Source organism: Streptomyces sp. MA5143a, from assembly GCF_900290235.1.
Classification (GTDB): Bacteria; Actinomycetota; Actinomycetes; order Streptomycetales; family Streptomycetaceae; genus Streptomyces.
Window position 1 is genome coordinate 87,603 of the sequence record NZ_OLMK01000007.1, and the last position, 18,765, is coordinate 106,367.

Genomic DNA, 18,765 nt, shown 5'->3' on the forward strand with positions numbered 1-18,765 from the left:
GGTTCCTAGCCCTTGATGCCAGTCTGCGCGATGCCCTGCACCAGCCAGCGCTGGAGGAAGAGGAACACGAACACCAGGGGCAGGATGGAAATGGCCGTCGCCATGAAGATCAGATGGAAGTTGACGGTCTGGCCGGTCGTGTAGTTCGAGAGTGCGACCTGTACGGTCCACGCGCTCGGGTCCTGGCCGATGACCAGGGGCCACAGGAAGGAGTTCCACCCGCTGATGAACGTGATCGTCGCCATCGCGGCGAAGAAGTTCAGCGAGTTGGGGACGACGACCCGCCAGTACGCGCCCAGGTAACCGAGCCCGTCCATCCGCGCCGCCTCCTCCAGCTCCTTGGGGAACCCGAGGAAGTACTGCCGGAACAGGAAGCAGGTGAAACCACTGAAGAGGCCCGGAATGATGAGACCCCGGTACGTGTCCACCCAGCCGAGCGAGGAGACCAGGACGAAGCTGGGCACGAAGGTCACGGCGGTGGGGACCATCAGCGTCACCAGGACGGCGTAGAAGACCTTGTTGGCGTGCTTGTAGGGGATGCGGGCCAGACCGTAGCCGGCCAGCGAGCAGACCAGCAGGGTGCCGAGGGTGTGCAGCACGCCCACGACCGCCGAGTTCCACAGCGAGCGCGCGAAGTCCACCGAGGGGTCGTCGAACGGCTCCTTGACGTTCCCCCACTGGATGTCGGTGGGGAACCACTTCCACTCCTCGCCCGTGATCTCCGGGTCCGTCATCAGGGCGTTGCGGACGATCAGGTAGAAGGGGATGAGGAAGAGGACGGCGGCGATGCCGGTGGCGACGTAGAGACCGGTCGAGCCGATCACGTTGCCGGTGCGGACCTTGCGCGGCCCGGCCGGTTTCCCGACCCGCTCCGCCGGAGGTGTCGTCGTGGTGGTCACTTGGACTCCTCACCCCTTCCGAATCCCATGATCTTGCCCTGGAGCAGGGTGACGAGGCAGATCAGCACGGTGAGGATCAGCGCGCCCGCGCTGCCCGCGCCGTAGTCCTGGCTGTCGCCGAGGGCCTTGTAGTACAGCTCCATCAGCGGCGGCCGGCCCCAGGTGGTCTTCGCCAACAGGTTGAAGAACTCGTCGAACGCCTGGTAGGCGGCCACGAGGAGCAGCAGGATCACGGCGGTGGAGGTGGCCCTCAGCTGGGGCAGGGTGATGTGCCAGAACGTCTGCCAGCCGGGCTTCGCGCCGTCGATCGCGGCGGCCTCGTACATCTCCTGCGGGATGTTCTGCAGGGCCGCGATGAAGAGGATCATGTAGAAGCCGGCCTGGAGCCAGAGCCGTACGGTCACGATGACCAGCCAGTACCACGGCGGGTCGGGGCTGGCGAGCCACGCGGTGTTGTCGATGCCGAACACACCCAGGAAGGTGTTCATCAGGCCGAAGCGGACACCGTTGAAGATGGACATCTTCCAGATCAGCGAGGCGGCGACGTAGCTGACCGCCGTCGGCAGGAAGAACACCGAGCGGAAGAACGCCCGCATGAACCGCAGCCGGTTCACCAGCAGCGCGAGACCGAGCGAGGTCGCCCAGGTCAGCGGCACGATGATCGCGGCGAAGACGGTGAAGGTGCCGAGCGACCCCACGAAGTCCTCGTCGGTCAGCATCACGACGTAGTTCTCGAAGCCGACGAACTTGTCGGGGGTGACGGTGAAGCGGGCCTCGAAGAACGAGAGCCACAGGCTCCACAGGATCGGCGCGTAGACGAAGACCGCCAGGCCGATCAGGAACGGCCCGGTGAAGAGCCAGAAGTTGAGCGTGGGGGAGCCCCGCAGCCCCCGCCGCGGCTTGGCCGGAGCGGCCTTCGCCGGGGCGGGGCTGGAGACGCCGTCCTTGGTGATGGTCGACATGTCGCGGCTACCTGTCCCCAGGCCTATCCGAACAGCTTCTTCAGCTCACGGTTGACCTTGGCGTCGGCCTTGGTGAGCTCCTTGTCCGGGTCGCCGCCCTTGCGGACGCAGTTCGCCATGACGTCCTCCATGGCGGTCCGGCTCGCCTGGGTCCAGCCGATGTTGTCGAAGTTGCCGTACTCGTTGAAGAGCTTCACGCCCTCAGCGGGCAGACCCGACTTCAGCTTGTCGGCGGACTCGGCGATCGACTTGCGCGGCGGGATGTGGAAGCCGTAGGAGAGCGCCCAGTCCTCCTGGTACTCCTTCTGGTCGATCCACAGCCACTTGACGTATTCCTTGGTCTCGTCGATGTTCTTGCCCTTGGCGTTGACGAACATCGACCAGCCGCCGTTGTACACCGAGAGCTTGCCCGCGTCGCCGACCTTCGGGAACGGGAAGATGCCCAGGTCGTCGCCGAGCGCCTCCTGCATCTGCGGCATCGCCCACATGCCGCACCACTGCATCGCGGCCAGGCCCTGGTTGAGCGCGGACGGGTCCCAGAAGTCGGTGGGGGCGTCGAGCAGCAGGTCACCGCTGGTGAAGAGCTTGCGCAGCTGCTTGAAGCCGTCGACGACCGCGTCCGTGTGGTAGGCGATCTGGTTCTTGTCGTCGAGGTGCTGGGCACCGGCCGACCAGATCAGCGGGTCGATGATCGCGTGCAGGGTGTTGCCGAGGTAGGCGCCCTTGACCTTGCTCGTGGTCAGCTTGGCGGCGGCCGCGATCAGCTCGTCGAGCGTCTGGGGGACCTCGACACCGGCCTTCTCGAACATCGACTTGCGGTAGAAGAAGAACTGCGGGTCGTCGATCATCCGGATGCCGTAGATCTTCCCGTCGACCGTGTGCGACTGGATGTCGGCCGGGTTGAAGTCGTCCTTCACCGGGTTGATGAGGTCGCTCAGGTCCGCCACCTGACCGCTCTCGATCAGCTGCAACTGCGGGTGGAACTCGAAGCAGTCGGGCGCCTTGTCGGTGAGCAGGGACGCGAACAGCTTGCTCTCGAAGTTGGAGCCGGTGATCCACTGCGTGGTGACGTTGCCGCCCTTGTACGCCTTCGCGTACCGCTTGATGGCCTGCTCGGTGCCGGCCTCGCCGTACGCGTGGAAGTACTGCGTCAAGCCCTTGCCGGACCCGGAACCGCCGCCTCGGCCGTTGTTGCCGCCGCACGCGGCGAGACCGCCGGCGGCGGCCAGACCCAGCGCGGCCCGCAGTGCGGTGCGGCGGTCGAAGTTCCTGTTGCTCATTGCCGACATGCTGACGTCCTTGTCTCGAGTGCGGCTCCCGGCGCTGCGCCGGTAATGGCTCCGCGGCTCAGTGCCCGTGGCTCAAAGAGGCTTGCGGAGCGGGACGTTAACCTTCGGCTAAGGCTTCGGCAAGGGGTTGAACGAAGTCTGTTCGAAGCGTTGTATTCGGTTCGGGTGTCCGAACGTCCTTGTTCCGGGGTGGAGTTGAGAACGGGTACGAGGGCCGCCGGGTCAGGGTCCGGCGGCCCTCTGCTCAGTGGGGTGCCACCGCAGCGACCTGGCCCGATGCCCGGTCGGCGCGGTGCGCACCCGTTCCCCTCACGACGCCGACGCGGTACGGCTCCTCGCGGGGACGCCGCGTCTGGTGGGCCGCTGGCTGAACGACGACAGTGCCCCTTCGAGGGCGAAGGTCGCGGCGCCCAGGCACACCGGGTCGGTCGGGATGGGGGACAGGACGATCTCGGCGGCGTCCAGCGGCCGGCGCAGCGAGTGCCGGGCCACGGCCTCCCGTACCTCCGCGAGGAGCGGTTCGCCGAGCGTGGCCGCGACCCAGCTGCTGAGCACGACCACCTCCGGGTTGAGCAGGTTGACCAGGTCGGCGATACCGGCACCGAGGTAGCGGGCGGTGTCCCGGACGACCTTGAGCGCGACGGGGTCCCCGTCGGCGACACCCCGGGCGAGGGCGTCGATGGTCGCGGTCTGGTCCTCGGGGTGCAGCAGGGTGCTCCGCGGGGCGAGCTCCCGCAGATGCAGCATGATCCCGGGCGCGCCGACATAGGTCTCCACGCAGCCGTGGTTGCCGCAGTGGCACAGCCGCCCGTCGAGCACGAGCGTGGTGTGCCCCCACTCCCCGGCACTGTTGCTGACCCCCCGGTGCAGTCCGCCGCCCAGCACCAGCCCGGCGCCGACGCCCGTGCCGAGGTTCACCACGACGGCGTCCCCCCGGCCCCGGGCCGCGCCGAACCACAGCTCGGCGACCGCGCAGGCCCGCAGCGGATTGTCCAGGTAGAGCGGGTAGGCGATGTGCTCGGCGAGCAGGTCGAGCAGCGGGACGTCGTGCCAGTCCCAGTTCGGGGCGTACTCCGACACCCCGCCCTCCCGGTCCACCTGGCCCGGCACGCTCACCCCGACGCCGAGCACACGCGCGCCCTCGACCCCGGCCTGGGTGACCACCGAGCCCACGGCCGCCGCGACATGGCCGACGACCTGCTCCGGCCGGCTCTCCCCGGGGCGCATGTTCTCGTCCGCGCGGGCCAGCACGTTGAGCGCCAGGTCGAACAGCTCGACCCGGACGTAGGTCTCCGCGATGTCGACGCCGATCAGCGCGCCCCCGGAGGTGTTGACGGCGACCAGCCCCCGGGGGCGCCCGCCCGCGGAGTCCTCGAAGCCGACCTCGGTGATCAGTCGCAGGTCGAGCAGCTCCCCGACCAGCGTGGCGACCGTCGCGAGGCTCAGTCCGGTGCCCGCCGCCAGCTCCTGCCGGGACGTGGGAGACTCGGCGATGATCTGGCGCAGCACCTCGTAGCGGTTCGCGGTGCGAATGTCGCGAGACGTGCGCTTCACCGACGACATGTTCTCCTCGATCCCTCCGGGCCGTGGCGAGGCTGCGGCCCCGGCGCGGCGCAAGGCTATGACTAGGAGGGACTTTCGACAAGGGGTTAGGAAAGGGGGTTTACAAAGTTCCCCCGACAGCCGCCACTCCCTGGCCGAAGAGCGACGGGGCGCCTCGGGCCCCAGGTGGGAGACCCGCCCGCCGGTACGGCTCAGCCGCCGAGCACCTCCCGGACGAAGGCGTTGCGGAACGTGCCCGCCGGGTCCAGTTCATCGGCCAGCGCCCGGAACTCACCCAGGCGGGGGTACAGCTCCCGCAGCACGCCCGCCGGAACCGTGAACACCTTCCCCCAGTGCGGCCGGGCCCCCAGCGGCGCCAGCGCCTCCTCCACCCGCCCCACCACCGGCAGGACGGCCGCCGCGTCCGCGACCCACGTGAAGTGCAGCGCGACCGTGTCCCGGCCGTGGGAGGGGCTGAGCCACTGCTCGTCGGCGGCCACCGTACGGACCTCGCACACCTGGAGCACGGGCGCCACCGCCTCCCGCAGCCCGTCCAGCGCGCGCAGCGCCTCCCCGGCGTCCTCACGCGGCAGCAGATACTCCGACTGGAGCTCCTCCCCGCTGCTCGGCGTGAACTCCGCCCTGAAGTGCGGCAGCCGCTCGTGCCACGGGCCGGGCACCCCCAACTGCTCGGTGCAGTTCACCGTGGGCATCCCCGGCACCGGGTGCACGGGTCCGGCCGCCGGCTCGGCCCACGGGAACTCCCGGAACGGCTGGTCGGTGCGCCGCTTCACCCACACCTGGTCGAAGCCGGAGTGCCGCCACCGGGTGAACAGGCTCACGCTGTAGCCCGCCGCCGAGACCGCCCCGAGGTCCAGCCCGGCGAGGGGGAGCGGGCCGTGGACGGTCTGGCTCACCTCGAAGGCCGGCTCCACGTCGAGGGTGAGCGCCGTGACCACACCGAGGGCGCCGAGCGAGGTCACCGCCCCGCCGAAACGCTCGTCGCCCCGCCCCACGGTCAGCGTCGAGCCGTCCGCGAGGACCAGCTCGACCTCCCGGACGGCCGCCGCGAGCGGTCCGTTGCCGTTCCCCGAGCCATGGGTGCCGGTGGCCACCGACCCCGCCACGGAGATGTGCGGCAGGGACGCCATGTTGTGCAGGGCGAGCCCGTGGGCGTGCACCGCGCGGGCCAGCTCCGCGTACCGGACACCGCCCCCGACCCGTACCGTACGGGCCGCCGGGTCCACCTCGATCACCGGCGGCAGGTCGGACAGCGACAGCAGCACGCCGTCCGGGCCGGGCTCGGCGATCTCGTTGAACGAGTGCCCGCTGCCCAGCACCCGCACGCGCTCGCCGCCCGCGACCAGGGCCCGCAGCGCGTCGACCGAGCGCGGCCGACGCAGCTCCTTCACGCTGTACGTGATGTTCCGCGCCCAGTTGGTCAGCGTCTCGGTCGTCATGCCTGTAGTCCTCCACCGTCCGCGAGCCCGGGGCCCGATCCCCCAGTGCGCTCATCCTCCCCGGTCCGGGCCGTCCGTTGCCCCCTCTCGCCCGCGCGCCTACGGTGTGAGAGCGCTTACTGCCGTCGACCGCCGCCACCGGAAGGCCACTTTCTTGTCCGAGCGTCCACGCGCCCTGCTCGCCATGACCGCCGAGAACGTGTCGCGGATCTTCCCGCCGGAGGTGCTGTCCCGGCTGCGGGACGCGGTGGACATCGACCCCGCACTGGTGGTCGAACGCGCCGAGGACTTCACCGACCCCCGCGTCCGGTCGGTGCTCGCCGGGGCAGAGGTGCTGATCACCGGCTGGGGCTGCCCCCGGATCGACGCGGCGGTCCTCGACGCGGCGCCCGCGCTGAGAGCGATCCTGCACGCGGCGGGCTCGGTGAAGGGCTTCGTCACCCCGGCCGTCTGGGAGCGGGACATCACCGTCTCCACGGCCGCCGACGCCAACGCCCTGCCCGTCGCCGAATACACCCTCGCGATGATCCTGCTCGCCGGAAAGGACGTCCTCGGCCGGCGCGACCGCCTGCGCACCGAACGGAAGCACCCCGGCTGGGGCCTCGTCCCCGGCATCGGCAACCACGGCCGCCGCGTCGGCGTCATCGGCGCCTCCCGCATCGGCCGCCGCGTCATCGACCTGCTGCGCCCCTTCGACCTGCGGGTGAGCCTGACCGACCCGTACGTCGACGAGGCGGGCGCCGCCGCCCTCGGCGTCCCCCTGCTGCCGCTCGACGACCTGCTGCGCACCAGCGACATCGTCACCGTGCACGCCCCCGACACCCCCGAGACCCACCGCCTGCTCGGCCGGCGCGAGCTCGCCCTCATGCCTGATGGGGCCGTCCTCATCAACACCGCCCGCGGCGCCCTCGTCGACCACGACGCCCTCACCGGCGAACTGCGCGCCGGCCGCCTCTGCGCGATCCTCGACGTCACCGACCCCGAACCGCTCCCCGCCGACTCCCCGCTCCTCGACCTCCCCAACGCCTTCGTCACCCCCCACCTCGCCGGCTCCCAGGGCAACGAGGTCGCCCGCCTCGGCCTCGCCGTCACCGAGGAGGCCGAACGCCTCGCCGTCGGCACCCCCCTGGCCCACGCACTCGACCGCGCCGTCCTGGAACGCACCGCGTGACGCGGAGGCGAAACAGACGATTCCGGTTGCGGCCGTTTTCGGACGTCGGGCAGAACGACGGCCGCCCCCGCCGACCGGGGGCGGCCGAGGCCGGGGCGGCATGTCAGGCGAGCGGGTTGTTCCCCGAGTTGGGGCCCGTGTAGCACTGGTCCACGCCCGTGCGCTCGTTGCACAGGACGAGCGCCACGTTCCTGATGTTGAAGTCGTCGGAGAGCGACAGGTCCGGGTGGACCGTCCCGTTCCCGGAGCACCCGTTGTAGTCGTAGCGCCCGGTGCCGGTCGTCCAGGTCGCCCCGTTGGTGCGGGTGACCCGGAACTTCACGTACACGGGATTGCTGTTGCACTCGTCGTCGCTGACATGCAGATCGATGTTGGTCAGCCGGCCCGGACCCGACCACGTCCAGGTGGCGCTGGCGAAGCCGAAGCTGCCGGCCTGTGCGGCACTGATCCGCGCACTGCCGGTCGCCGCGTGCGCGGCCGGAGCCATCACGACGAGCCCCGCGGTCAGCGCCGCGGCCATGGTGCCCGTGCCCAGCAGATTCCTACGTCCTTTGCGCATGTGCATCTCTCCCTCGGACCGCTCGGGTGGAACGCCCCCAAGGTGGCAGCGCGGGGGAGCCGGGCCCAGGCAGGGGACACGCAACTGACCGGCAACTGACGTGAACCGCACTCACGGGGTGGGCCCCCGCGGATGGCACAGTGGGCCGTCGACGCGCTGCGACCCGGGGGGTGCCGATGTTCGGCGAGCTGCTGCGCGACCACCGGCGCCGACGGGGCCTCACCCAGGAGGAACTCGCCGACCGGGCGGGCGTGAGCGTACGGACCATCAGCCATGTCGAGACCGGACGCATCGACCGGCCGCGCCCCGGCACGGTCCGCCGGCTGGCCGACGCCCTCGCCCTGACCGGAGGCCCCCGCGAGGACTTCCAGGACGCGGCGACCGGCCTGACCGGCGCCCGCACGGAACCCGCCGCCCCGCCGCAGCTTCCCCGGGAGCACCCGGCAGAACACCCGGTGCCGGCCCAACTGCCACCCGCACTGCCCGGATTCGCCGGACGCGTCGAGCAACTCGACCACCTCGACGCGCTGCTCGACCCCTCCCCGGCGGCCGACGGCACGACGCGGCCGACCGGGGCGGTGGTGATCTCCGCCATCGCCGGCACGGCCGGAGTGGGCAAGACGGCCCTCGCGGTGCACTGGGCGTGGCGGATGGCCGACCGGTTCCCCGACGGGCAGTTGTACGTCAACCTCCGCGGCTTCCACCCGACCGCGTCGGCCATGTCTCCCACGGAGGCGATCCGCGGGTTCCTGACGGCCTTCGGGGTCCCGACCGACCGTGTCGACCGGGACCCCGACGCCCAGATCGGCCTCTACCGCAGCCTGTTCGCCGGCCGACGGGTGCTCGTGGTCCTCGACAACGCCCGGGACGCCGAGCAGGTCAGACCACTGCTCCCGGCGACACCGGGCTGCCTGGCACTGGTCACCAGCCGCAACCGGCTCACCGGACTGGTGGCGGCCGACGGCGCCCACCCCCTGCTGCTCGACCTGCTCACCGAGGACGAGGCCCGCCAACTGCTCGTCGGACGGCTCGGCCGGGACCGGGTGGCGGACGCCCCCGACGTCACCCGGGAAATCATCACGCGCTGTGCCCGGCTGCCGCTCGCCCTGTCGATCGTGGCCGCCCGCGCCGCCACGGCCCCCGGCCTCCCGCTCGCCACGTTCGCCCGCGAACTGCGCGAGACCGGTTCGGGGCCCCGCGGACACCGCCTGGACGCCTTCGCGGAGGACGACCCGGCCACCGACGTACGCACCGTGTTCTCCTGGTCCTACCGGCGCGTCACGCCCCCGGCCGCCCGGCTGTTCCGGCTGTTGGGACTGCACACCGGCCCCGACATCACCGCCCCCGCCGCCGCGGCCCTGGCGGGCGTCCCGCACGACGAGGCCCGGACGCTCCTCGGGGAGCTGACCCGCGCCCACCTGCTGGAGCAGCACCGGCCGGGGCGCTACACGGCGCACGACCTGCTGCGCGCCTACGCGGCCGAACTGACCGGGGTACTCGACCCGGCGGACGACCGGCGGGCGGCGCTGCGCGGACTCCTCGACCACCAGCTGCACAGCGCGGCCTCCGCGTCCGACGCGCTGAGCTGGTACCGGGACCCCGTGCCCCTCGGCGCCCCCGACGCCGCCGCCCGCCCCGAGACGTTCACCGATCCCGCCGCGGCGCTGACCTGGTTCACCTCCGAACTGCCGAACCTCACCGCCGCCGTTCGCGCGGCGGCCCGGCACGGCTGCGAGACCCACGCCTGGCAACTGGCCTGGGCCATGGTGAGTTTCTTCGACCTCGCCGGGCACTGGCAGGACTGGGTCGACACCCACCAGGTGGCCCTCCGGGCCGCCCGGCGCACGGGTGACACCGTCGGCCAGGCCCGCACCTACCGCAACCTGGGCCGCGTCCGGGCCCGGCAGGGCCGCTTCGACGACGCCCTCGGCCACCTCGGCCGGTCCCTGAGTCTGTTCCGGGAGCTCGGCGACCCGGTCGGCCGGGCCCAGACCCTGCGCAACCTGGGCGTGGTGCTCGGCCGGCAGGGCCGGCACCGGGAGTGCCTGGAACACGCCCGCGAGGCACTGGACCTGCTCCGCCGGGCGGGCCACCGGGTGGGGGAGGGCCGGGTCCTGAACCAGATCGGCTGGCAGCTCGCCCTGATCGGCGACCACCAAGGGGCGGCAGAACACTGCCGGGAGGCCCTGCGGATCCTCCAGGGGCTCGGGGACCGCGACGGCGAGGGCGCCGCCTGGGACAGCCTGGGCCACGCCCACCTGGGTCTCGGCGACCACCGGGAGGCGATCAGCTGCTTCCGGGCCGCCCTGCGGCTGCGGCACGAGCGCGGCGACCTCGCCGAGGTGGCGGACACCCTCTGCCACATCGCCGAGACCCACTGGTCCGCAGGCGACCACCGCACGGCCGTCCTGCTGTGGCAGCGGGCCCTGGCCGTCCTGGACCGGCTCGACCACGTCGACGCCCACCGGATCCGGGCCCGGCTGCGCGAGACCGCCGCCGGTCCCGTGGCCGCCCCGAGCTGACCCGACGGCCGCCGCGCGACCCGCTCGGGGGCCCCGCTCCCACCTCCGCCGGGCCGGAGGCATACCGTGAGGAGTCGAACGAGAGGAGAAACGGCATGGGCAGCCGCACCGCGCTGGTGGAGGACCTGATGGAGAGGTTCCCGCACGTGCCACGGGAAGCCGTCTTCAAGGAGGACCTGCTCAGGGGCGGCGTGGCCTTCGACGCCTCCGCCCTCAGCGACAACGAGAACGGCGAGGTCAAGCCGAAGTCGTACTTCATCTTCTCCTTCGACCACGGCACCCTGCCCGAACTGGGCGAGGCCGCCCTGCGCCGCCCGCCCGAGGAGATCATCCTCACCGGCGGCCCCTACGACCTGCGGCGCACCGTCGTGTCCGTGCGGGTCAACCCGTCGTCGCCGTACCGGGTCGCGGCCGACGCCGACGGCCTCCTCGGCCTCTACCTCGACGGCCGCCGCATCGCCGACGTGGGCGTGCCGCCGATGCCCGAGTACTACCGGCACACCCTCTCCAACGGGAAGTCCGTGATGGAGGTGGCCCCCACCATCCAGTGGGGCTACCTCATCTACCTGACCGTGTTCCGGGTCTGCCAGTACTTCGGCGCCAAGGAGGAGTGCCAGTACTGCGACATCAACCACAACTGGCGCCAGCACAAGGCGGCCGGGCGGCCGTACACGGGTGTGAAGGACGTCGACGAGGTCCTGGAGGCCCTGGAGATCATCGACCGGTACGACACGGCGAAGACCTCCACCGCGTACACCCTCACCGGCGGCGCGATCACCAAGACGGTCGCCGGACGCGACGAGGCCGACTTCTACGGCCACTATGCCAAGGCCATCGAGGAGCGCTTCCCCAACCGCTGGATCGGCAAGGTCGTCGCGCAGGCCCTGCCGCTCGACGACGTCAAGCGTTTCCACGACTACGGCGTGAAGATCTACCACCCCAACTACGAGGTGTGGGACGAGTACCTCTTCAAGATGTACTGCCCGGGCAAGGAGCGCTACGTCGGCCGCGACGAGTGGCACAAGCGCATCCTCGACTCGGCGGAGGTCTTCGGCGCGCGCAACGTCATCCCCAACTTCGTCGCGGGCGTCGAGATGGCCGAGCCGTTCGGGTTCACCACGGTCGACGAGGCCATCGCGTCCACCACCGAGGGCCTGCGCTTCTTCATGTCGCACGGCATCACGCCCCGCTTCACCACCTGGTGCCCGGAGCCCACGACCCCGCTCGGCAAGGCCAACCCGCAGGGCGCGCCGCTGGAGTACCACATCCGGCTCCTGGAGGCGTACCGCGCCACGATGGACGACTTCGGTCTGTCCTCGCCCCCCGGTTACGGCCCGCCCGGTCCCGGTCACGCGGTGTTCTCCGTCAGCTCCTTCATGGACAGCCTCCCGGCGGCGGAGGACACCACCGAAGAGGTTACAGTCAAGTAACTTCCGTGAGCGGTGAGTCGAATGGGGCTCCCGTACGTACAACTCCACAGCGGAAACCGACGTTCGGCACATCTGAACACGTGGCTTGTCAGTTGTGCGGGAAGCGTGAAAAGCTCGGGGCCGCCACCAGGTGGTCCCCTCAACTCCCTTGTCCCAAGGGTCAGTTGACCTTTCTGTTGGACTTCCCCCTCGCTCTGTGGATGCAGGAGACCCATGCCCGACCTGCCGAAGCCCCAGGACGCCGTCGAAGCCGCGCTGTTCTCGGAGTGCTGGGACGCGGTCCTGTCGTACGCCGATCTGTGCACCTCCGGCTCGAACGCGGCGACCCAACTGGCCACCCAGGCCTTCAGCGGCGGCATGCGGGAGGCCGAGGTCCTGGAGTTCGAGGCGGGCGTCGGCCGCGGTGCGGGACGGCGGGCCCTGCGCCTGCCCCGCATACCCTTCCTCCTGACCTGGGTCAGGACCACCGCCGCCACCTGGGAGTCCGGCGGGCAGGGCCACCGGCTCGACCCCGACCTGCGCCTGTGGCTCAACTCGGACAAGGCGTTCCGCTACGCCGGCCCGCCGCTGCACCGCCCCCTCGCCCTGCGCGCCCTCAGGGACATGCAGGAGCCCGACGCGGCGCTGCTGTGGCTGGCCGAGGTCGAGGCGCTGCCACTGACCTCGGTGGCCCGCCGACTCGGCCTGGACCCGGCCGTCGCCCGCGCCGAACTCGACCAGGTGCGGAGCCTGTTCCGCGACCGGTGCCAGCGCAACCTGGTCGACACGCCCATGGACGCCGACTGCCGCAGCTACGCACGGCTGCTGGACGCGGTCACCCGCTCGCCCGGCACGGACACCCCCGACGACCTCTCCCGGCACCTCGCCACCTGCGTGGAGTGCGCCGAGGCGGCCGCCTGCCTCGGCCTGCACGGCGGCGGCCTGCCCGCCGCCCTCGCCGGCGGCGTCATCGGCTGGGGCGGACTCGCCTACCTGGAGCGCCGCCGCCGCGCCGCCGAGGCGGGCCTCCTGCCCGGCCGTGCCGACTCCTCCGGCACCGACCGGGGACTCTCACCGGGCAAGGAACCCCGCCCGAGGATCGGCCGCACCGGGATGCTGGTCGGCGCCGCCGTCGTCTCCGTGCTCGCGCTCGCCGTCTCCCTGATGCAGTTCGGCGACGACGACACGGCCGTGGCCGAGGACGGCAGGACGAGCGAGTCGCCGGTGGTCCAGCGGGACCCCTCCTTCCCGGAGGCCCAGCCCAGCCCGTCCGGCGATACGACCGGACTGCAGAGCACGACCCGCCCGCAGGAGACCGGCACCGACGACGGCGGTGACGGCGACAGCGACGGCGGCAACAGCAACGAGGAACCCCAGGGCGACTCCTCGACGCCCGCCAAGGTGTCGCACGAGCCGGTCGAGCCCGACAAGCCGTCCTCCGTGACCTGTCACGTCCGCTACCGGGTCGACAACGAGTGGCCGGGCGGCTTCCAGGCGACCGTCACCGTCACCACCACCAAGGCCCTCGACGGCTGGCGCCTCGACTGGTCCTACGAGGGCGGCCAGCGCGTCACCCAGATGTGGGACGGCACCTTCGACCAGAACGGCTCCCGCGTCACGGCCACCGCCGCCGACTACAACAAGACGGTCGCCAAGGGCGGCACGTTCGGCGTCGGCTTCCTCGGAGCCTGGGAGAGCGACGCGAACACGGTCCCCGACGACTTCACCCTCAACGGCAGGCTCTGCAAGACGGCCGACTAGCCGACGGGCCGACCTAACGGGCGGGCCCGGCCAAGAGGACAGGACCGGCAGACCGACGCGACGGGGCCGGGCAGGCCGCTGGAGGGCACACCAGGCAGGCTCGGCATACCGGCATACCGGCATACCGGCATACCGGCATACCGGCATACCGGCATACCGGCATACCGAGCGGACGTGTGGCGCGCGCACGGCCAGGCGGGCACATCGGCAAGCCGAGGAGGCCGGCTGCCTGGCATGCGGGAGGGTCGTGCCAACCGGTAGTGCGGCAGGTCGTGCCTACCGGTAGTGCGGCAGGTCGTGCCTAACCGGCAGTGCGGCAGGTCGGGTCAACCGGCAGTGAGGCAGGTCGGGCCTACCGGCGAGTCGGCACCCTACCGGCGGACCGGCGGACCGGCGGACCGGCGGACCGGCGGACCGGTGGACCGGCGGACCATCGGATCGGCGGCGGGGCGGCCCTGCCGACGGACCGGCAATCGGGCGGCTCGGCGGCCGCCCCGGCTGCGCCGTCTGCCCCGCGCCGTCTGCCCCGGCCGCTCCGGTCGCCCCCGTCGGCGGGCGGATTCCTCGCTGCCGGTTAATTCGATTGACGGGGCCCCGCAGGCCCCCGCTAGGGTGTGATCACCCCGCATCGCGGCCACTTCGGCCGCCGGTGCCGACGACGAGCAGAGAACTACAGGAGGTGTCGACCGATGGCTGTCACGGTGACGAGCGCTGCCCTCATCCAGGAATCCATCCAGTCCACCTCCGTGGTCACCGGCTGACTCACTCAGACCTTCACCCCGCGCCGCCCCGACGGGCCCGCGCGGCCGCCGGGACCACCCTTGTGAAGGGTCTCCCTTGACTTTCTCCGGCTCTCCTTCCGGTTCCGCCTCCTCTCTCTCCGCTCTCACCCCCTACGGCTGGGACGACGCCTGGGCGGACGCCTTCGCCCCGTACGACGCCGAGGGCCTCGTCGCCGGGCGGGTCGTCCGGGTCGACCGGGGGCAGTGCGACGTCATCACCGCCGACGGCCCGCTGCGGGCCGACACCGCGTTCGTCACCCCGCACGACCCCATGCGGGTCGTGTGCACCGGCGACTGGGTAGCCGTCGAACTTGCGGGCGACCCCCGCTACGTCCGCACCTACCTGCCCCGGCGCAGCGCGTTCGTGCGCTCCACCTCCTCCAAGCGCGCCGAGGGGCAGATCCTCGCCGCCAACGTCGACCACGCCGTGGTCGCCGTGTCGCTCGCCGTGGAACTCGACCTCGGCCGCGTCGAACGGTTCCTCGCGCTGGCCTGGGAGTCCGGGGCGCAACCGGTGGTCGTGCTCACCAAGGCCGACCTCGTACCGGACGCGGTGACCCTCGCGTACCTGGTGCAGGACGTCGAGACGACCGCCCCCGGCGTCCCCGTCCTCCCCGTCAGCTCCACCTCGGGCGAGGGCGTGGACGTCCTCCGCGCGGTGCTCTCGGGCGGCACCTCCGTGCTGCTCGGGCAGTCCGGCGCGGGCAAGTCGACCCTCGCCAACGCGCTGCTCGGGGAGGACGTCATGGACGTCCAGGCCACCCGCGACGTCGACGGCAAGGGCCGGCACACCACCACCACCCGCAACCTCCTCGCCCTTCCCGGCGGCGGCGTGCTCATCGACACCCCCGGGCTGCGCGGCGTCGGCCTCTGGGACGCCGAGACCGGCGTCAACCAGGTCTTCGCCGAGATCGAGGAGCTCGGGGCGCGCTGCCGCTTCCACGACTGCGCGCACGTCGCCGAGCCGGGCTGCGCGGTACTTCAGGCCGTGGACACGGGCACCCTGTCCCCACGCCGCCTGGAGAGCTACCGCAAGCTCCTCCGCGAGAACCAGCGCATCGTCGCCAAGAGCGACGCCCGCCTGCGCGCGGAGATCCGCAAGGAGTGGAAGCGGAGGGGCGCGGAGGGCCGCGCGGCGATGGAGGCGAAGCGCGGCGGCCGCCACTAGTCCCGACGGAGGGCATCCCCTGGAGGGACGGGCCCGCGGGCCCGTCCCTCCAGGGGCGCACGCTGTCCCCCTTCAGTGGCGCGGGAACCGTGCGAAACCACGCACCACCCGGCCCCGCCGAACCCCGGCCCCCTGTCGGCGGACGCCGAGCGCCGTGTCCGAATCCCGCCAGCCGAACCGTCCGCCGTCACCGAGACTGGAACCGTGGAGGACATCGAGGACACCAGGTACGAGGCCGTGCGGAGCCGGGACGCCCGCTTCGACGGCACCTTCTTCTTCGCCGTCACGACCACCGGCATCTACTGCCGCCCCAGCTGCCCCGCGGTGACCCCGAAACGGCACAACGTCCGCTTCCACCCCACCGCGGCCGCCGCACAGCAGGCCGGGTTCCGGGCCTGCCGCCGCTGCCGCCCGGACACCACCCCCGGCTCGGCCGAGTGGAACGTCCGCGCGGACGCCGTGGCCCGCGCCATGCGCCTCATCGCGGACGGTGTAGTCGACCGGGAGGGCGTCGCCGGCCTCGCAGGACGTCTCGGCTACAGCGCCCGCCAGATCCAGCGGCAGCTCACCGCCGAGGTCGGCGCGGGCCCCGTCGCCCTGGCCCGCGCCCAACGCGCCCACACCGCCCGCGTCCTCCTGCGGACCACGAGCCTGCCGATCACGGAGGTCGCCTTCGCCTCCGGTTTCGCGAGCGTCCGCCAGTTCAACGACACGATCCGCGCGATCTACGCCGCGACCCCCACGGCCCTGCGCGCCACGCCCCCCGCGGGCCGACGCCCGGCCACCCCCGCCCGCCCGCGCCCCACCGCCCCCGAACGAGGCACCCGCACCCCTTCCCCCGAAGGCACCGGCATCCCGTCCGCGGGCATCCCCCTGCGCCTGGCCCACCGCGGCCCGCACCAGTCCACCGCCCTCTTCGACGTCCTCGACGCCGAGGCGATCCCCGGCGTCGAGGAGCTGGGCGGCCCCCGGGGCCGCCGCACCTACCGCCGCACGCTGCGCCTGCCGTACGGCACCGGGATCGCCGAGGTCGACGAACGCCCGGGCACCGGCGCCCGGGACCGCACGGGCCCCGCACCCGACCGGCCCGGCGGCCACCCCGGCGGCTGGCTGGACGCCCGCCTCCACCTCACCGACCCCCGCGACCTCACCACCGCCGTCCAACGGCTGCGCCGCCTCCTCGACCTCGACGCCGACCCGTACGCCGTCGACGAGCGCCTCGGCGCCGACGAGCGGCTCGCCCCGCTGGTCGCCGCCCGGCCCGGCCTGCGCTCGCCGGGGGCGGCGGACCCGGAGGAGTGCGCCATCCGCGCCCTCGCCGGACCCACCGAAGCCGCACGGCTCGTACGCGTGTACGGCAAGCGCCTGGACGCCCCGTACGGGACGCTCACCCACCTGTTCCCCGAACCGGCCGCGCTGGCCGACGCCGACACCGGTGGGCCCCTGCGGGCGCTCGCCACGGCCCTCGCCGACGGCGCGGTGCGCCTCGACGTGGGCGCCGACCGCGACGAGGCCGAGGCCGCGCTGCTCGCCCTGCCGGGCATGGACCCGCGCACCGTCGCCGAGATCCGCACCCGGGCCCTCGGCGACCCGGACGTGGCCCCTCCGGACACGCCCCTTCCCGACGCCTGGCGGCCCTGGCGCTCGTACGCCCTGCGCCACCTGGACCCAGCGACCCGGAACACCCGGAACACCCGGAACACCCGGAGCGCCGGATGACAACGCCTCCATCAGAAGCGACGACCCTCTCAGTGGCACCAAGGAGTTCAGCCGTGAGCGCCGGACAGCGGACCTACTGCACCACCGTCGACAGTCCCGTCGGCCCCCTCCTCCTGACCGCCGACGCGTCCGGCGTGCTCACCTCCCTCTCCGTGCCGGAGCAGAAGGGCGGCCGGGTGCCGCTCGCGGACTGGCGCCACGACCCGGCGCCCTTCCGCGAGGCCGCGGAACAGCTCGCCGCCTACTTCGCCGGGGAGCTGAAGGAGTTCCGGCTGGAGTCGCGCGCCGAGGGAACGGAGTTCCGGCAGCGGGTCTGGGCCGCCCTCGACGACGTGCCGTACGGCGCGACCACCACGTACGGCGCCATCGCCGCCCGTATCGGCGCGCCCAGGGCCGCCGTCCGGGCCGTCGGCGGCGCGATCGGCGCCAACCCGCTGCTCATCCTCCGCCCCTGCCACCGGGTGATCGGCGCGGACGGCTCCCTCACGGGCTACGCCGGCGGCCTCGACCGCAAGCGTCTGCTGCTCGGCCTGGAGGGAGTGCTCGGGGCCACCGGACGGGACGGCGGGGTGACCCCGGCGGCGGACACGGCTTGACGGTCGTGGGGGCTCGGCCCGATGGCCGTGGTGGGCCGGGCGGGGCGCCGCTCAGCGGCCGAGCACCGCTCCGACCCACGCCCCCGCGACGAGCAGGCAGGCGAAGAGTTCCGCCAGCACGCTGGAGCCGCCCGACCGCATCGCCGTGCGCACGGCCGCCGCCGCCTCGCGGTGCCGGCCGAGCCGGAGCCGCTCGGACAGGTAGATGCCGCCGACGAACCCGGGGATCGCGCCGACCACCGGGACGAGCACGAAGCCCAGGAGCGCCCCGACACCGGCGTACACCGCCATCCGGGGGGAGGCGCCGCTCAGCTCCAGGCGCCGGGGCGGCAGCATCCAGCGGGCCGCCCGGGCCAGCAGCAGGACAGCCGTGGAGCCGACCAGGACCCACCAGGCGACCGGGCGGGGCTCCTCCAGCGCCCACCACATGACCCCGGCCCACACCAGGAGGGATCCCGGTACGCCGGGCACCAGCACTCCGCACAGGCCGAGCAGCACGACCACGCCGACCAGCAGGAGTTCCCACACTCCCATCTGCCCAGGGTGCCGGACCGCGCGAGAAGACGCAGGTCAGGGCGGCCGCCCCGGTGGCTGCCGCAGCCGCCTTCGCCCCTCCCCGCCGGCCGGATTTCCCGGCGTACGCAGACCCTGACCCGGCGGTCCTCTTCCCGCTCCACGGGAACGCACGGCTCCGCGCGGACACGGCGGACGTCCCCGTACCACCGCCCCAGGTACGGGACAACACACACCCCCGGAGGATCCTCCGGCCTCTCGACTCCCTTGCTTCGCACCGGAGTTCGACGTGTAGTCCGACACGCCGTGCGGTCATCGGCTCTGCGGGCTGATTTTCCGGATGCCCCGTTTTCATACGGCTGTTGAGGTGGACAATTAGGGGCATGAGCCAGCAGGGGGAGAGGCCGACCGGT

The 18,765-nt window shown here is 72.5% G+C and carries 14 protein-coding genes; 7 read left to right on the forward strand and 7 right to left on the reverse strand.

Annotated features, from left to right (window positions below):
• Positions 1–5: 5 nt before the first annotated feature.
• From SMA5143A_RS02110 to SMA5143A_RS02130, 5 genes are all read right to left on the reverse strand, one after another.
• On the reverse strand, positions 6–899 hold the full coding sequence (locus tag SMA5143A_RS02110; RefSeq protein WP_107461100.1) for a carbohydrate ABC transporter permease: 894 nt from the start codon (positions 897–899) through the stop codon (positions 6–8).
• Positions 896–1,861, reverse strand: a complete 966-nt coding sequence (locus SMA5143A_RS02115) for a carbohydrate ABC transporter permease (protein ID WP_099967843.1) — start codon at positions 1,859–1,861, stop codon at positions 896–898. The genes SMA5143A_RS02110 and SMA5143A_RS02115 overlap by 4 nt, the downstream gene beginning before the upstream one ends.
• A gap of 23 nt (positions 1,862–1,884) precedes the next feature.
• Positions 1,885–3,141 carry an ABC transporter substrate-binding protein gene (locus SMA5143A_RS02120; protein ID WP_099967842.1) on the reverse strand — a complete coding sequence of 419 codons (1,257 nt, stop codon included), beginning with the start codon at positions 3,139–3,141 and terminating at the stop codon, positions 1,885–1,887.
• Positions 3,142–3,459: 318 nt separating this feature from the next.
• Positions 3,460–4,713: an ROK family transcriptional regulator gene (locus SMA5143A_RS02125; protein ID WP_181361682.1), complete on the reverse strand. Its 1,254-nt coding sequence runs from the start codon at positions 4,711–4,713 to the stop codon at positions 3,460–3,462.
• A gap of 191 nt (positions 4,714–4,904) precedes the next feature.
• Positions 4,905–6,152, reverse strand: a complete 1,248-nt coding sequence (locus SMA5143A_RS02130; protein ID WP_107461101.1) for an FAD-binding protein — start codon at positions 6,150–6,152, stop codon at positions 4,905–4,907.
• 154 nt (positions 6,153–6,306) lie between these two features.
• Between SMA5143A_RS02130 and SMA5143A_RS02135 the strand changes: the two genes are divergently transcribed.
• Positions 6,307–7,323, forward strand: a complete 1,017-nt coding sequence (locus SMA5143A_RS02135) for a hydroxyacid dehydrogenase (protein ID WP_107461102.1) — start codon at positions 6,307–6,309, stop codon at positions 7,321–7,323.
• 103 nt (positions 7,324–7,426) lie between these two features.
• On the opposite strand, the gene SMA5143A_RS02140 is transcribed toward SMA5143A_RS02135, so the two are convergent.
• Positions 7,427–7,882 (reverse strand): hypothetical protein, encoded by a 456-nt coding sequence (locus SMA5143A_RS02140; protein WP_143675201.1) that lies wholly within the window; start codon positions 7,880–7,882, stop codon positions 7,427–7,429.
• A gap of 176 nt (positions 7,883–8,058) precedes the next feature.
• On the opposite strand from SMA5143A_RS02140, the gene SMA5143A_RS02145 reads away from it, so the two are divergent.
• The 6 genes from SMA5143A_RS02145 (at position 8,059) to SMA5143A_RS02170 (ending at position 17,839) form a co-directional block, all read left to right on the forward strand.
• Positions 8,059–10,404, forward strand: coding sequence for an ATP-binding protein (locus tag SMA5143A_RS02145; RefSeq protein WP_107461103.1), 2,346 nt, complete (start codon positions 8,059–8,061; stop codon positions 10,402–10,404).
• Between the two features lie 95 nt (positions 10,405–10,499).
• Positions 10,500–11,834: a radical SAM protein gene (locus SMA5143A_RS02150; protein WP_107461104.1), complete on the forward strand. Its 1,335-nt coding sequence runs from the start codon at positions 10,500–10,502 to the stop codon at positions 11,832–11,834.
• A gap of 213 nt (positions 11,835–12,047) precedes the next feature.
• Entirely contained in the window at positions 12,048–13,574 is a 1,527-nt protein-coding gene (locus SMA5143A_RS02155; RefSeq protein WP_107461105.1) for a cellulose-binding domain-containing protein, read from the forward strand.
• 837 nt (positions 13,575–14,411) lie between these two features.
• Entirely contained in the window at positions 14,412–15,524 is a 1,113-nt protein-coding gene (gene rsgA / locus SMA5143A_RS02160) for a ribosome small subunit-dependent GTPase A (protein ID WP_107461106.1), read from the forward strand.
• Positions 15,525–15,728: 204 nt separating this feature from the next.
• Positions 15,729–17,243, forward strand: a complete 1,515-nt coding sequence (locus SMA5143A_RS02165) for a DNA-3-methyladenine glycosylase 2 family protein (RefSeq protein WP_107461107.1) — start codon at positions 15,729–15,731, stop codon at positions 17,241–17,243.
• 53 nt (positions 17,244–17,296) lie between these two features.
• Complete coding sequence (locus tag SMA5143A_RS02170; RefSeq protein ID WP_258193226.1) at positions 17,297–17,839, forward strand: methylated-DNA--[protein]-cysteine S-methyltransferase; 543 nt, start codon at positions 17,297–17,299, stop codon at positions 17,837–17,839.
• Positions 17,840–17,890: 51 nt separating this feature from the next.
• On the opposite strand, the gene SMA5143A_RS02175 is transcribed toward SMA5143A_RS02170, so the two are convergent.
• Positions 17,891–18,373, reverse strand: a complete 483-nt coding sequence (locus tag SMA5143A_RS02175) for a DUF456 domain-containing protein (protein ID WP_107461109.1) — start codon at positions 18,371–18,373, stop codon at positions 17,891–17,893.
• Between the last annotated feature and the right edge of the window lie 392 nt (positions 18,374–18,765).